The sequence below is a fragment of the Agrobacterium sp. 20P9.1.2 genome (assembly GCF_057799395.1).
In genome coordinates this window covers 492478-505499 of sequence record NZ_JBYOKI010000003.1, presented here as the reverse complement: position 1 = coordinate 505499, position 13022 = coordinate 492478, and the positions used below count along the sequence as shown (strand labels likewise).

14 protein-coding genes are annotated in these 13022 nt (G+C 57.3%); 10 read left to right on the top strand and 4 right to left on the bottom strand.

Going from position 1 to position 13022, the window contains the following annotated elements; genetic code table 11:
* Positions 1-125: 125 nt before the first annotated feature.
* Positions 126-2063 carry a methyl-accepting chemotaxis protein gene (locus AC27VJ_RS11785; protein ID WP_488684167.1) on the bottom strand — a complete coding sequence of 646 codons (1938 nt, stop codon included), beginning with the start codon at positions 2061-2063 and terminating at the stop codon, positions 126-128.
* On the opposite strand from AC27VJ_RS11785, the gene AC27VJ_RS11780 reads away from it, so the two are divergent.
* Positions 1951-2217, top strand: coding sequence for a hypothetical protein (locus tag AC27VJ_RS11780; RefSeq protein WP_488684349.1), 267 nt, complete (start codon positions 1951-1953; stop codon positions 2215-2217). The two genes, AC27VJ_RS11785 and AC27VJ_RS11780, sit on opposite strands and share 113 nt — an antisense overlap.
* 211 nt (positions 2218-2428) lie before the next feature.
* A complete protein-coding gene (locus tag AC27VJ_RS11775; protein ID WP_113087868.1) occupies positions 2429-3556 on the top strand; it encodes an ATP-dependent DNA helicase in 1128 nt (375 codons plus the stop codon).
* A 65-nt stretch (positions 3557-3621) separates the two neighbouring features.
* On the opposite strand, the gene AC27VJ_RS11770 is transcribed toward AC27VJ_RS11775, so the two are convergent.
* Positions 3622-4317, bottom strand: coding sequence for a MerR family transcriptional regulator (locus AC27VJ_RS11770; protein ID WP_488684342.1), 696 nt, complete (start codon positions 4315-4317; stop codon positions 3622-3624).
* A gap of 311 nt (positions 4318-4628) precedes the next feature.
* Here AC27VJ_RS11770 and AC27VJ_RS11765 point away from each other — a divergent pair, with 311 nt between their 5' ends.
* The gene (locus AC27VJ_RS11765; protein WP_488684166.1) at positions 4629-5384 is read left to right on the top strand and encodes a pyridoxine 5'-phosphate synthase; all 756 of its coding nucleotides are present in this window, start codon (positions 4629-4631) and stop codon (positions 5382-5384) included.
* A gap of 80 nt (positions 5385-5464) precedes the next feature.
* On the top strand, positions 5465-6730 hold the full coding sequence (locus tag AC27VJ_RS11760) for an NAD(P)/FAD-dependent oxidoreductase (RefSeq protein WP_488684165.1): 1266 nt from the start codon (positions 5465-5467) through the stop codon (positions 6728-6730).
* A gap of 175 nt (positions 6731-6905) precedes the next feature.
* Here the strand turns inward: AC27VJ_RS11760 and AC27VJ_RS11755 are convergent, their stop codons facing one another.
* Positions 6906-7796 (bottom strand): SDR family oxidoreductase, encoded by an 891-nt coding sequence (locus AC27VJ_RS11755; protein ID WP_488684164.1) that lies wholly within the window; start codon positions 7794-7796, stop codon positions 6906-6908.
* Positions 7797-7930: 134 nt separating this feature from the next.
* On the opposite strand from AC27VJ_RS11755, the gene AC27VJ_RS11750 reads away from it, so the two are divergent.
* The 5 genes from AC27VJ_RS11750 to AC27VJ_RS11730 all read left to right on the top strand — a co-directional run bounded on the left by AC27VJ_RS11750 (position 7931) and on the right by AC27VJ_RS11730 (position 11044).
* Positions 7931-8338: a winged helix-turn-helix transcriptional regulator gene (locus AC27VJ_RS11750; RefSeq protein WP_488684163.1), complete on the top strand. Its 408-nt coding sequence runs from the start codon at positions 7931-7933 to the stop codon at positions 8336-8338.
* A 165-nt stretch (positions 8339-8503) separates the two neighbouring features.
* Positions 8504-9160 carry a TetR/AcrR family transcriptional regulator gene (locus AC27VJ_RS11745; RefSeq protein ID WP_062450018.1) on the top strand — a complete coding sequence of 219 codons (657 nt, stop codon included), beginning with the start codon at positions 8504-8506 and terminating at the stop codon, positions 9158-9160.
* Between the two features lie 45 nt (positions 9161-9205).
* Entirely contained in the window at positions 9206-10225 is a 1020-nt protein-coding gene (gene ilvC, locus AC27VJ_RS11740) for a ketol-acid reductoisomerase (protein WP_353578129.1), read from the top strand.
* A 298-nt stretch (positions 10226-10523) separates the two neighbouring features.
* Positions 10524-10778 carry a type II toxin-antitoxin system Phd/YefM family antitoxin gene (locus AC27VJ_RS11735; protein ID WP_488684162.1) on the top strand — a complete coding sequence of 85 codons (255 nt, stop codon included), beginning with the start codon at positions 10524-10526 and terminating at the stop codon, positions 10776-10778.
* Positions 10775-11044 carry a Txe/YoeB family addiction module toxin gene (locus tag AC27VJ_RS11730; protein WP_488684161.1) on the top strand — a complete coding sequence of 90 codons (270 nt, stop codon included), beginning with the start codon at positions 10775-10777 and terminating at the stop codon, positions 11042-11044. Before AC27VJ_RS11735 ends, AC27VJ_RS11730 begins: the two co-directional genes overlap by 4 nt.
* Here AC27VJ_RS11730 and AC27VJ_RS11725 read toward each other — a convergent pair.
* The gene (locus AC27VJ_RS11725) at positions 11035-11490 is read right to left on the bottom strand and encodes an RbsD/FucU family protein (RefSeq protein WP_488684160.1); all 456 of its coding nucleotides are present in this window, start codon (positions 11488-11490) and stop codon (positions 11035-11037) included. The two genes, AC27VJ_RS11730 and AC27VJ_RS11725, sit on opposite strands and share 10 nt — an antisense overlap.
* Before the next feature lie 240 nt (positions 11491-11730).
* On the opposite strand from AC27VJ_RS11725, the gene AC27VJ_RS11720 reads away from it, so the two are divergent.
* Positions 11731-12975: an aminotransferase-like domain-containing protein gene (locus AC27VJ_RS11720; protein ID WP_488684159.1), complete on the top strand. Its 1245-nt coding sequence runs from the start codon at positions 11731-11733 to the stop codon at positions 12973-12975.
* Positions 12976-13022 lie beyond the last annotated feature (47 nt).

Here is a 13022-nt window from a genome sequence, read left to right as displayed (position 1 = left end):
CGTGTAGTCTATCCAAAGTTTCGCGCAAAACGCCACGGACTGATTTCACGGTCGGCCCAATCATTGCGCAAAAAAAGAGCCCAGGGTTTCCCTTGGGCTCTTCGTTCTGTGGAGATCGGTAGGGATCAGAATTCTTCCCAGGAGCTGTCGGCTGCTGCCGCGCCGCCGCCGAAGGCGCCTGACACTTTGCGCATCAGCTGGCGGGTCGGGGAGGCGACCGGGGCGGAGTTGTGCGATGCGACCTGGACTGGACGCGAGGACGAGCCGTTGCCGAGGTTGAACTGGGTGATCAGCTGGTTCAGGGCTGCCGCTTCCTTGGCAAGGCTGTGGCTTGCCGCTGTCGATTGCTCGACCATGGCGGCATTCTGCTGGGTGCCCTGGTCCATGGTGTTGACGGCGGAGTTGATTTCCTGAATGCCGACAGACTGTTCGCGGGCAGATTCCACGATGGCGTTGACGTGCTGGTTGATCTGCTGGACTTCGGAGACGATGTTTTCCAGCGCCTTGCCCGTATTGCCGACGAGTTCTACACCGGATCTGACCTGATCACCTGAGGTGACGATCAGCGTCTTGATTTCCTTTGCAGCCGTTGCCGAGCGCTGGGCCAATTCGCGTACTTCCTGTGCGACAACCGCAAAGCCCTTACCGGCTTCACCGGCGCGTGCGGCTTCGACACCGGCATTCAGTGCCAAGAGGTTGGTCTGGAAAGCGATTTCGTCGATGACGCCGATGATGTTCGAAATCTCGCTGGAGGATTTTTCGATCTGCTGCATGGCGATAACGGCATCGCGAACGACCTGGCCGGAATGTTCAGCGCTGAGGCGGGTCTTGGTGACGAGACCGCCGACTTCTTCGGCACGCTTGGCAGAGTCGCGAACAGTCGTTGCGATTTCTTCCAGCGCTGCTGCGGTTTCTTCGACCGAAGCGGCCTGCTGCTCGGTACGCTTGGACAGGTCGTCGGCGGCAGAGCGGATTTCGTTGGCGCCAGCGTCGATACCACGAGCATTCTTGCCCACGGAAACCAGCGCTTCATTCAGTTTGCCAACCGAATTGTTGAAGTCGTTTCTCAGGCGATCGAGGTGATCCACGAAAGGCGCGTTGATGCGGTGGGCGACGTTGCCATCGGCCAGCTGGCCAAGGCCCTGCGCCAGTGCATCGACGGCGAACTGAATGTCGGCGGCTTCCTTGGCTTTCTGAAGCTCGCGCTCCTGACGTTCCTTTTCGGTCATGGAGCGGTTGGCATCGGCTTCGCGTTCCATCTGGATCTTGGCGATGGCATTGTCCTTGAAGACCTGCACGGTTTCGGCCATCTGGCCGATTTCGTCCTTACGGCCAACGCCGGGAACGTCCACCTGTGTTTCACCGCCGGCCAGACGCTTCATGGCCGACGTCATGGCAAGAAGTGGGCGGGAAATGCCGGAACCGATCAGCAGACCAGCCGCGATGGCAATGACGATTGCGCCTGCAAGGCTGCCCCAGATCATCTTGATCGCGGATGAGATTGCCGCTTCGTTCGCAGCGGAACGTTTTGCCAGCAATGTCTTTTCGTCACCCTGCATTTCTTTGATCAAGCCGCGAAGGCTATCGAAATAGGTCTTGCCTTGGGAAGCATCGAGCTTCTGGTTCATCTCAGCAATTGATGTCGTATCGGCCAGCGTTGCACGCGCCTTGATCTGCGGTTCAGCGAAATTCTTCTGCCAATCGCTGATCGCACTCTGAATCTTGTCGAGACGTCCAACCTGAGTCGGATTGTCGCTGACCATTTTCTTCAGGTCATCGATTGTCTTGTAAATAGCCTGTTCGCCTTGACGATATGGCGCCAGGAAGTCCTGCTTACCGGCGATGATATAGCCTCGCATACCCGTTTCCATATCGACGGCAGATGCCGTGATAGCGTCGGTTCTCTGCAACACTTGGTTGGTGTGATCTACCCAACCATTACTTTCTATCATGGAAGAAATACTTGTCAGTGCAATTGCACCTATCGCAATTGCAAGCAAGACCGGTGCTGATGTGCCGGATACGACTTTTGATTTTGTGGAAAGATCCCTGAAAGAGAACATTTTTCCCGACCCCTATAGTGTAAGTTATTTCATTGATGGTGAGCATGGCGTTGCTCCGAACAACTTTGTTTTTATTTTCGGGGTTTTCTTTAGGAAAGCCGTCGTGTCGTTCTGGTTCGTTTCATGGCGCTTGTCAGATGTCCCTAATATCTAATTCACGCATTAATGATTTTATTTGATATCAATTTATTGTTAGTTAAAATTGTAATGATGATAAGTTATAATTACATTTTGCTGAAATAACGTTTGTGCCGACATTTATGGCTCGTCTTGAGCTTTAATCGCGGGTCGATCAATTCACGGCTTTATTCTTCTTTCGTTCTTTTTCAGTTGCGCTTCGCGCTCGAATCCTGCGAAGAGAACGCATGCAATTTTCACCGCAACAGGATGAAGCCTTAAAGGCTGTTTCGCGCTGGTTGAAGGAAGGCCGCACGCCGGTTTTCCGGCTGTTCGGCTATGCCGGTACGGGCAAGACCACGCTTGCAAAATATTTTGCCGAGCATGTCGATGGTGAGGTTCTGTTTGCGGCCTTCACCGGCAAGGCGGCGCAGGTGCTGCGGTCCCGTGGGGCGACGAATGCCCGCACCATTCACTCGCTAATCTATCGCCCGCGCGGCGAGGAGGCAGTCGAGGATGAGGAGACCGGCAAGACCTCCATCGCGCCGATGTTTTCCATCAACCGCCAGAGCCCGCTGGCCAAGGCGGCACTCATCATCATCGACGAATGCTCGATGGTGGATGAGGCGCTGGGCAGGGACTTGATGAGTTTCAGCACGCCCATCCTCGTTCTGGGTGATCCCGGCCAGTTGCCGCCCGTATCCGGTGGTGGTTTCTTTACCGAGCAGGAGCCGGACTTCCTGCTGTCAGAAATCCACCGTCAGGCGAAGGACAATCCCATCATTCAGCTTGCCATGGATGTGCGGGAGGGCAAGGAGATCATGCGCGGCGATTATGGCGCGGCGCAGGTCATTTCCAAGAATGAGGTGACGCAGGGGCTGGTGCTGGATGCGGATCAGGTTCTGGTCGGTACCAACCGTACCCGCCGCCGTTACAATCAGCGTCTTCGCGAGCTAAAGGGCTTCAGCGCCGATTATCCGCAATCCGGTGACAAGCTGGTATGCCTGCGCAACGACCCGGCCAAGGGTCTGCTGAATGGTTCTCTGTGGCAGGTGATGAGTTCGTCACGCGAGACAGTGAAGCCCGGCATCAACCTGATGATACGCCCGGAAGACGACGATATGGACCGCGGTGCGGCCAAGATCAAACTGCTGAAGGCTGCGTTCGAGGAAACTGAAACCGAAATTCCCTGGACGACGCGCAAGCGTTATGACGAGTTCGATTACGGTTATGCGCTGACGGTGCACAAGGCGCAGGGTTCGCAGTGGAACAATGTCGTCTTGTTCGACGAAAGCTTTGCATTCCGTGATTCGCGTGAGCGCTGGCTTTACACGGCCATTACCCGTGCTGCCGAAACATTGACCATTGTTCGATAAGCAAACGCCCGGCGCGGTATTCAAACCTGCGCCGGGCGTTGTTCAAATCTTGATCGAATAATCGCTTATGATGCAGGCTGGATGACGCCCATCATGTAAGCTTTGGCCACGGCCTGAAACCGGTTGCTGGCGCTGACTTTTTCCATCACGCAGGATTCGAGCTTTTGCAGTTCCTCGTTGGAAATGCCGAGCGTACGGGCGAGGCGAACCGGCGCGTAACCTTCCGCCATCAATTCCAGACATTTGCGTTCCTGTGTGCTCAGCTTCACATCGGCGTCGGTCAGCAACTCGGCTTCAACTTCGAGAGCATCGTCATCGGTCAGAACGTCGCTGATCTGCTGGATCTGACGGCGCACGGTGGAGATTTCCGCAGCCAGCTCGCTTTTGCGATTGTTGAGAACATCCTGGAACAGGGCGTCAGCATCGGCCTGTGTCGGTGCGTCCGCCAGCTTCTGCATGATGTCCTGAATGGTGGCGACAGGGATGCCGATCTCGCGGCAGAAATTGATGACCGCCATGCGGTGGACATCCTGATGCGAATAGATGCGCATCAAGCCAGCGCGGCGAGACGAGATGATCTCTTTTTCTTCGTAGAAATGCAGTGTGCGATGCGTGACGCCGAACATGTTTGCCATGTCTGCAATCGCAACCGGTTCCGGTGGCAGAGGCGAGGGAAGTGAGACTTCTGGAAGAAAACCTTTGCGCGCAATTTTCGAAATATCCCTTGTGGGAGATTTCGCCGGCTCTTCCGCATCGCGCATGGGCTTTGCCCTCCATCGGGCTTCGTTGCGCGCTCTTCCGGGAATGGACCTTCGCGCAGGCAGCTCGTCGTTCAGGAATTCGTCCATTCCAGCTTCGGATGCCATGTCGATACTAGGATGTATTTTGAGTTGTGTTTCTGAAAAAAAGTAATCGTTCGCCATTATAAACCCCAATGCCCAATCGGCGCTTCAATGCGGGTGCGCGCAAATGGTTCCAAAACTTTTCAATTATTTTTTCGGGGGTGCTTGCAGCGGGTGTGATAGTGAAGGAAACAAGACCTTCTTATATCGAACGCGAGCGGTCAGAAATCATGTCAACCACACTCTCCGTCAATCTCAATGCCATCGCCATGCTGCGCAATCGCCGCGATCTTCCCTGGCCGGATGTCGCGCATTTTGGCCGTATCGCGCTGGCCGCCGGTGCCAGCGGACTGACCGTTCACCCGCGCCCGGACCAGCGGCATATCCGCCTTTCAGACCTGCCGGTTTTGCGCGCTCTGATAGATGACGAGTTTCCGAAGGCCGAGTTCAATATCGAGGGTTACCCATCAGAAGACTTCCTGCTGCTGTGCGAGGAAACCCAGCCGGAGCAGGTGACGCTGGTGCCGGACGATCCGTCACAGGCGACCTCGGACCATGGCTGGGATTTTAGCAAACACGCCTCTTTCCTGAAAGAGACCGTGGCGCGCCTGAACGGCGGCGGCATGCGCGTTTCGCTGTTTGCGGATGGTGATGGCGACAAGGCGGCGGTACAGCTGGCGGCAGAGACGCGCGCGGCCCGCATCGAGCTTTACACAGGCCCCTATGGCGGGTGCTTCGACAACCCGGAACACGCTGACGTCTGGATCGAGAAGCTCGGCGTCACGGCGGATTATGCCAAGGCGCTTGGGCTTGAGGTGAATGCCGGGCATGACCTGACGGTTGCCAACCTTCCAGCCTTGGTCAAGCGCATTCCCTATCTCGCTGAAGTGTCCATCGGTCATGGGCTGACGGCGGATGCCATGGAGTATGGAATGGCGGAAACGGTACGGCGTTTTTGTCGCGCCTGTGGTCAGACTATTTCATAACTATCGTCAATTTTTGCCATTATATTGCAGGCCGCGCAGTTGCTGCGCGGTTTTATTGATTTTGAAAAGGGCATTTTTTCATGCAGGAGCATCACGTTGTCGTCGTTGGGGGAGGCTTCGGCGGACTGCAGGTCGTTCATGGGCTGAAAGGCGCGCCGGTTCGCATCACCTTGATCGATCGCCGCAATCACCATCTGTTTCAACCGCTGCTTTATCAAGTGGCGACCACGGCACTGGCCACATCGGAAATCGCCTGGCCGATCCGGCGGCTGTATCGGGACAGGCCGGAAGTGACCACGCTGCTTTCGGAAGTCGGCGGCGTTGATCGCCAAAGCCGCACCGTTATCCTGAAATCCGGCGAGGCCATCCCTTTCGATACGCTGGTTCTGGCCACCGGCGCACGTCACGCCTATTTCGGCAATGATGCCTGGGAAAAGCATGCGCCGGGCTTAAAGACGCTGGAAGACGCCACCACCATCCGCCGCCGTTTGCTGCTTGCCTTCGAGCTTGCCGAACTTGCAAAAACGGAAGAAGAAAAACAGGCTTACCTGACCTTCGTGGTCATCGGCGCCGGTCCAACCGGCGTGGAAATGGCGGGCATGATTGCCGAACTGGCGCATAAGACGCTGCCGCCGGAGTTCCGCAATGTCGATACCCGAAAGACCCGTGTTCTGCTGGTGGAAGCCGGCCCGAGAGTGCTGCCAGCCTTTACGGAAGACCTTTCTGCCTACAGCAAGACCGCGCTGGAAAAGCTTGGCGTTGACGTGCTGCTGGGCACGCCCGTTTCCGCCTGCACTGATGATGGCGTGACGGTGGGTGACACGCATTTTCCTGCCAAGACCATCGTCTGGGCCGCCGGTGTGCAGGCATCTCCCGCCGCGCAATGGCTTGGCACTTCTGCAGACAGGGCAGGGCGCGCGGAAGTGACGCCGCAGTTAAACATTCCCGATGACGAGCGGATTTTTGTGATTGGCGATACGGCGCTGGTCAAGCAGGTCGATGGCAAGCCAGTCCCTGGCGTCGCCCCAGCCGCCAAGCAACAGGGCAGCTATGTCGCCCGCGTCATCAAGGCGCAGCTTGCAGGCCAGCCCATGTCAGCCCCGTTCCACTACCGCCACCAGGGCAACCTCGCCACCATCGGCAAGCGGGCGGCTGTTATCGATTTCGGAAAGTTCAAGCTGACCGGCGTTCTGGCCTGGTGGATCTGGGGCCTCGCCCACATCTACTTCCTCATCGGCACCCGCTCCCGCCTCGCCGTGGCCTGGAGCTGGCTGTGGATCTACCTCAGCGGCCACCACAGCGCGCGGCTGATTACGCAGAAAGAAACGTTGAAGGACGAGGCGTAAGGTTTAGGCCTTGGCGCAGTTTTGGAGGGGAGGCGATGCCTTTCCTCCGTCGCCCTCGGGCTCGTCCCGAGGCTCTGCCCACGGTCAATTCATTAGACCCTCGGCACAAGGCCGAGGGTGACGTCGTGTATGTAGGGCGACAGGCCAAAAAGTGCCGACGCTGCCCCTTTCTGTATCAGGCCGACAGCAACTTCGCCTTATTTGCCTTGAAAAACGCCTCACTGGTCTGTGGCTTTTCGCCCGTCAGCGTCTCGTAGTCGTTGGTGACGAGGTCGAAATTGCCCGCAGCGATGTTCGCATCCGCCGATGCCAGCATGGCGGCGACGAATCCGGGAAGGCCAGCGCTTTCGATGCCCTTCTGCAAATCAGCAGGCGATACCTTGATGACAGCAAGCGGCTTGTCGGCGGCTTGGGAGGCGACAGCGGCGATTTCGTCGGCGTTCTGCGATTGCGGGCCGGTGACGGTGTAGGTCTTATTTTCGGCCTTGCCCTTGGCAAGAGCGGCGGCTGCGGCACGGGCGCAGTCATCGCGAGAGATGTTGGAGACCTTGCCGTCAGCCATGGCGGTGAACCACTGGCCGCTTTGCAGATTGTGCGGCATACCATGCAGGTAGTTGTCGTAATACCAGGCATTGCGAATGATGGTGTAAGGCACGCCGCTGGCCTTGATGGCTTGCTCGGTGCCGAGATGATCAGGCGCAAACGTGACGAGCGATTTGTCCGGGTTGGGCATGGACGTGTAGGCGAGGTGCTTCACGCCAGCCTTGGCGGCGGCTTCGACAGCGGTCTTGTGCTGCGTCAGACGCTGGCCCGGAACGGCAAGGGCGTCCGTGGAAATGAGGAGGGCGGTGTCGATGCCAGCGAAAGCAGCGGCGAGCGAAGCTGCGTCATCGAAATCGGCCTTGCGGGTTTCGACGCCCTTTGCGGCAAGGGCCGAAAGCTTAGCGGTATCACGGCTGGCGGCAACGATATCGGATGCGGCGACGCCGTAGGTTTCCAAGAGGTGGCGGATGACGGCCTGACCGAGTTGGCCGGAAGCGCCAGTTACGAGAATTTTGCTCATCACATATGTCCTTTTCCGCATCCGTTGAAAGCCGATGCTTTGCTGGTCTCAAAAAGAGAGTAAGGCTAAAATAGGAATTGACTGCATGATGTAAAGAAGGCATTTTTCTTGCCATACGTTACCAAAAGGGAACCACCATGAGCGCGACAATTTCAAGGCTGAAGCCAGCAGCATCTGCGCCAACGCCAGATTTTGCCAATCTGGATTTCGGCAATTGCCCGGTGCGCGACCTGCTCAACCATATCGGCGGTAAGTGGTCGACCCTGCTGCTGCAAGCCTTGGCCGAGAAGCCATATCGCTTCGGTGAACTACGCCGCATGGTGCCAGATATCTCCCAGCGCATGCTGACCCAAACCCTGCGCGACCTTCAGCGCGATGGTTACATTCACCGCGAGGTTTTCCCCACCAAGCCGCCGAGCGTGGAATATAGCATGACGCCGTTGGGGCGCTCGCTGTATCGCCCGCTTTCGGAAGTCATCAACTGGGCGCTGGAAAACCACGACGCGGTCAAGGTTGCGCGTCAGCGTTTCGAGGCTGAGACCTGATACCCGCTCACCTATAACCTGCAGCCATTTTCGCTGACGCTCATATTGCGCCGCGTCAATTCGTAGCTCTTCGTCAAAAAACCTCTTGACCCTTTTCGCCGCTCCCCTTAAACAACACTCGAACCGTACCGTACGGTACATAACGTCTCAGGTGGAGTGGACAAGGTGGGGACCGATCCGATCACAGCGCAGGAATTTTCGCCGCGTCAGAACGCCGTTCTGGAGCAGGCTTTGCGTCTTCTGGTCGAGGGCGGGGAGAAAGCGCTAACCACATCGGGCTTAGCGCGCGCCGCCAACTGTTCCAAGGAAAGCCTTTACAAGTGGTTCGGTGACCGTGACGGTCTGCTGGCCGCGATGATCACTTTTCAGCAGAGCAAGGTCCGCACCTTCGAGAAGGCAGGGGACCGCGTTTCTGCGCCGCAGCTGACCGACCACCTCGAAGTCTTTGCTCATGATTTGCTGGATGTTCTGGCGGGCGATGTTTCGCTTGCGCTGAACCGTCTCGCCATCGGGCAGGCCAGCCGGGATGGCTCGAAGCTGGGCAACCTGCTTCTGGAGCGTGGTCGCCGCCAGATCGACAAGCGTGCACGCGGTCTTATCGAGGCCGGTCGCCGCTCCGGCTATTTGCGTTTCGATGATCTCGAAGACGCCTATCGCAGCTTTTATGGCCTGATCGTTTCCGACCTGCATGTGCGCATGCTGTTGGGTGAAGCGCAGCAGGCAAAGGATTTTTCTGCCCGGGCACGCAAGGCCGTATCGGCCTTTCTGACGCTTTACGGCACGGAGAAGGTACATTCGGAAACTGGTGGAAAGGTCGCCTGAGTTCCGGTCTAAACAACGTCAAATATCCAAGGAAGGACTACCGAAATGCGCGTCTATTACGATCGTGATGCCGATCTCAATCTCATCAAGGCGAAGAATGTCGCCATCGTCGGTTATGGTTCCCAGGGTCGCGCCCATGCGCTGAACCTGAAGGACAGCGGCCAGAAGAACATCGCCATCGCGTTGAAGGCTGGTTCCGGCACCATCAAGAAGGCAGAAGCCGATGGCTTCAAGGTCATGACCGTTGCCGAAGCTGCCAAGTGGGCCGACCTTTTGATGATGGCAACACCTGACGAACTCCAGGCTGACATCTACAAGGCAGAGATTGCCGACAACATTCGTGACGGTGCCGCGATTGCATTCGCCCACGGCCTCAACGTTCACTTCGGCCTCATCGAGCCAAAGGCTTCGCTCGACGTCGTCATGATCGCACCGAAGGGCCCAGGCCACACGGTTCGCGGCGAATACCAGAAGGGCGGCGGCGTTCCTTGCCTCGTTGCCGTTCACCAGAACGCATCCGGCAATGCTCTTGAAGTTGCTCTCTCCTACGCCTGCGGCGTTGGCGGCGGTCGCTCCGGCATCATCGAAACCAACTTCAAGGAAGAGTGCGAAACCGACCTCTTCGGCGAACAGGTCGTTCTGTGCGGCGGTCTCGTCGAGTTGATCCGCGCCGGTTTCGAAACGCTGGTCGAAGGCGGTTATGCGCCTGAAATGGCTTACTTCGAGTGCCTGCACGAAGTGAAGCTCATCGTAGACCTGATCTACGAAGGCGGCATCGCCAACATGAACTACTCCATCTCCAACACGGCAGAATGGGGCGAATACGTCACCGGCCCGCGCATCATCACCGCTGAAACAAAGGCTGAAATGAAGCGCGTCCTGCACGACATCCAGACCGGCAAGTTCACCTCCGACTGGATGCAGGAATACCGCTCCGGCGCCGCCCGCTTCAAGGGCATCCGCCGCATGAACGACGTTCACCAGATCGAAGAAGTCGGCGCAAAGCTGCGCGGCATGATGCCTTGGATCGGCAAGAACAAGCTGGTTGACAAGGCTGTGAACTAAGCTTCATTGCTGGGATAAATTTGCGAAAGGCCGGAGCGGAAGCTCCGGCCTTTTGGTTTTGGGCGGTAAGGCAGGCGGCAACCAATGCCGTCATGCTCGGGCTTGTCCCGGGCATCTGCCAACGTTGCATCCGCTGAACGGTGATCAGATCCTCGGGACAAGCCCGAGGATGACGTTGAGTATGGGATGTTTGGTCGAGGATATCCTTAGCTTGACGGTCCCTCAAACAGGGCAGCTTGATATCTAATTCTTATGAGCGTACATATATCTGTACATAAAAATCACCCAAGAGGCTCCCATGCCAAATGTCCGCTTCACCGAATTCCGCCAGAACTTTGCAACGCATTTCGATGCGGTGCTGGAATCGCGTGCGCCGTTGCTCGTGACGCGACAGGGTAGGGAAGCGGTGGTGGTGCTTGCCGAGGGGGAATATGAAAGCATGCAGGAAACGCTACATCTTCTTTCCAACCCCGCCAATGCGGAGCGGTTGCGGGCCAGCATGGATCAGCTTCGCAAGGGTGATGTCATCGAGCGTGACCCGACTGAAGAATGACGCTGGTCTGGACCGAACATGCCTGGGACGATTACGAGTTCTGGCAAAAGACCGATCTGCGGATGGTCGAAAAGATCAATGAGATCATCAAGAATGCAAAGAGAACGCCCTTTGCAGGGTTAGGAAAGCCGGAACCGCTAAAAGGGGATTTGTCCGGCTTCTGGTCTCGCCGCATTACCGGCGAGCACCGTTTTGTTTATCGCGTGGCAGGCAGTGGTGATGAGCAGCGACTGGAGATCCTCCAGTGCCGTTTCCACTATGCCTGAGACGGCGCAATCACACCCTTCGTCAGAATAAAGCAGCCATAAAACCGCGTTTCACCCGTGGTAATCACGCAGTATGCATCTTTTGCCTGCTCATAAAACGCAAAGCGCTCGATGCCGTACATGGGTGCGGATTCGCCTTCGGCGGCGTCGATTTCGGCCTGCACTTCGGCCTGCACCGGCTCGATCTGGTCTGGCGCGCCCATGACTTCCATGCGGCCGACGGAGGGCTGGATGGGGGTGTCGAGGGGGAAGACCGAGAGGATGGCTTTCATGGCGCGGGCGGCGGAGATGTTTTCCATGCGCAGAACCTGACCGACCACCGTGTGCTGGGAGATGCTGTCGGATGGAAAGTTGGTGTCTGTGATGACAAGCGTGTCGGCGTGGCCCATGGCGCGCAGCGCGTGCAGCACATCGGCGTTGAGAGCCGGGTCGATATTCTTGAGCATTGTATCCTCCGTCATGCTTCAAATCAGTGGTTTGCAATCGACCCGGAAATTGCCTCGCCGTCAATCCATCGTGATGCCGATTGTAGACTCTGGGCCAAAGATGTATTGCGGGTGCGCCATCTGGGAGGCTGCGCAGAAAAGCTGAAAAACCGTACCGAAAATCGATAAGTCAGTATTGCTGACCTATCAGTGTTTCGATACATATATGCGCAAGAAAACGAAACAAGAGGAAACGAACCCATGCTCGATTGGGAACAAATATTCGCCACGCGCTCTTCGCGCATGAAGGCGTCTGAAATCCGCGAATTGCTGAAGCTGCTGGAGCAGCCGGATATCATTTCCTTTGCTGGCGGTATTCCTGACCCGGCGCTGTTTCCAGACCAGGAATTCAAGCAGGCTTACGCTGATATTTTCTCGGGCCCGCAGGTCAATTCGGCTCTGCAATATTCCGTCAGCGAAGGCTACAAGCCGCTGCGCGAATGGATCGTGCAGGATATGGCGAAGATCGGCATCGAATGCTCGGTCGATAACGTCTTTATCACATCCGGTTCGCAGCAGGCGCTGGATTACCTCGGCAAGCTGTTCCTCTCGCCCAACGATACGGCGCTGGTGACGTGGCCGACCTATCTCGGCGCGCTCTCGGCCTTCAACGCCTATGAGCCGACCTACGACCAGCTGAATCCGAACGGAAACCGCACACCGCAGACCTATCGCGATGCCGCTGCTAAGGCTGGTGGTTCGGTGAAGTTCGCCTATCTCTCGGCTGACTTCTCCAACCCGACCGGCGAAACCGTCGATCTGGCCGGTCGCAAGAAGCTGCTGGAATTGGCCGACGAGCTGGATATCGCCGTTCTGGAAGATGCGGCCTATCAGAACCTGCGTTTCGATGGCGAGCCCGTCACGCCGATTCTGGCGCTGGATATCGCCCGTAACGGCACCATCGAAAAGACCCGCACGATCTATTCCGGCAGCTTCTCCAAGACGCTGGCGCCGGGCCTGCGCGTTGGCTTTGTGGTTGCGGCCATGCCTGTCATTCGCAAGCTGGTGCTGATGAAGCAGGCGGCAGACCTGCATTCTTCGACCATCAACCAGATGGCCGTCGAGCATGTCGCCTCTCGCGGTTTCGACAAACAGGTTGCCAAGATCAAGGCCGCGTATAGCGCGCGCCGCGATGCAATGCTGGTCGCCCTCGAAAAGTACATGCCAAAGTCTGCCCGCTGGACGAAGCCGGAAGGCGGCATGTTCGTTTGGGTCACCCTGCCGGAAGGCATGGATGGGGCGGAGCTTCTTGCCAAGTCGCTATCCACGGAGCGCGTCGCCTTTGTGCCGGGCAAGGCGTTCTTTGCCGATGGGTCGGGTGCCAACACCTTGCGCGTCAGCTTCTCCTGCGCCAACGAACAGATGATCGATGAAGGCATCAAACGCCTCGGTCGTTTGATTGCTGGAGCGGAAACGACGTCCAACGCGACGATGCCGCTGGTTTAAGCAGCAACTTTTTTACGTCATCCTCGGGCTTGTCCCGAGGATTTAAG

Coding starts and splice junctions, on each gene's coding strand:
- AC27VJ_RS11770 (WP_488684342.1), bottom strand. CDS start 4,317: ATGCGCGATGCGGAAGAGCCGGCGAAATCTCCCACAAGGGATATTTCG.
- AC27VJ_RS11760 (WP_488684165.1), top strand. CDS start 5,465: ATGCAGGAGCATCACGTTGTCGTCGTTGGGGGAGGCTTCGGCGGACTG.
- AC27VJ_RS11730 (WP_488684161.1), top strand. CDS start 10,775: ATGACGCTGGTCTGGACCGAACATGCCTGGGACGATTACGAGTTCTGG.
- AC27VJ_RS11775 (WP_113087868.1), top strand. CDS start 2,429: ATGCAATTTTCACCGCAACAGGATGAAGCCTTAAAGGCTGTTTCGCGC.
- AC27VJ_RS11765 (WP_488684166.1), top strand. CDS start 4,629: ATGTCAACCACACTCTCCGTCAATCTCAATGCCATCGCCATGCTGCGC.
- AC27VJ_RS11785 (WP_488684167.1), bottom strand. CDS start 2,063: ATGTTCTCTTTCAGGGATCTTTCCACAAAATCAAAAGTCGTATCCGGC.
- AC27VJ_RS11735 (WP_488684162.1), top strand. CDS start 10,524: ATGCCAAATGTCCGCTTCACCGAATTCCGCCAGAACTTTGCAACGCAT.
- AC27VJ_RS11725 (WP_488684160.1), bottom strand. CDS start 11,490: ATGCTCAAGAATATCGACCCGGCTCTCAACGCCGATGTGCTGCACGCG.
- ilvC (WP_353578129.1), top strand. CDS start 9,206: ATGCGCGTCTATTACGATCGTGATGCCGATCTCAATCTCATCAAGGCG.
- AC27VJ_RS11780 (WP_488684349.1), top strand. CDS start 1,951: ATGGAAGAAATACTTGTCAGTGCAATTGCACCTATCGCAATTGCAAGC.
- AC27VJ_RS11750 (WP_488684163.1), top strand. CDS start 7,931: ATGAGCGCGACAATTTCAAGGCTGAAGCCAGCAGCATCTGCGCCAACG.
- AC27VJ_RS11720 (WP_488684159.1), top strand. CDS start 11,731: ATGCTCGATTGGGAACAAATATTCGCCACGCGCTCTTCGCGCATGAAG.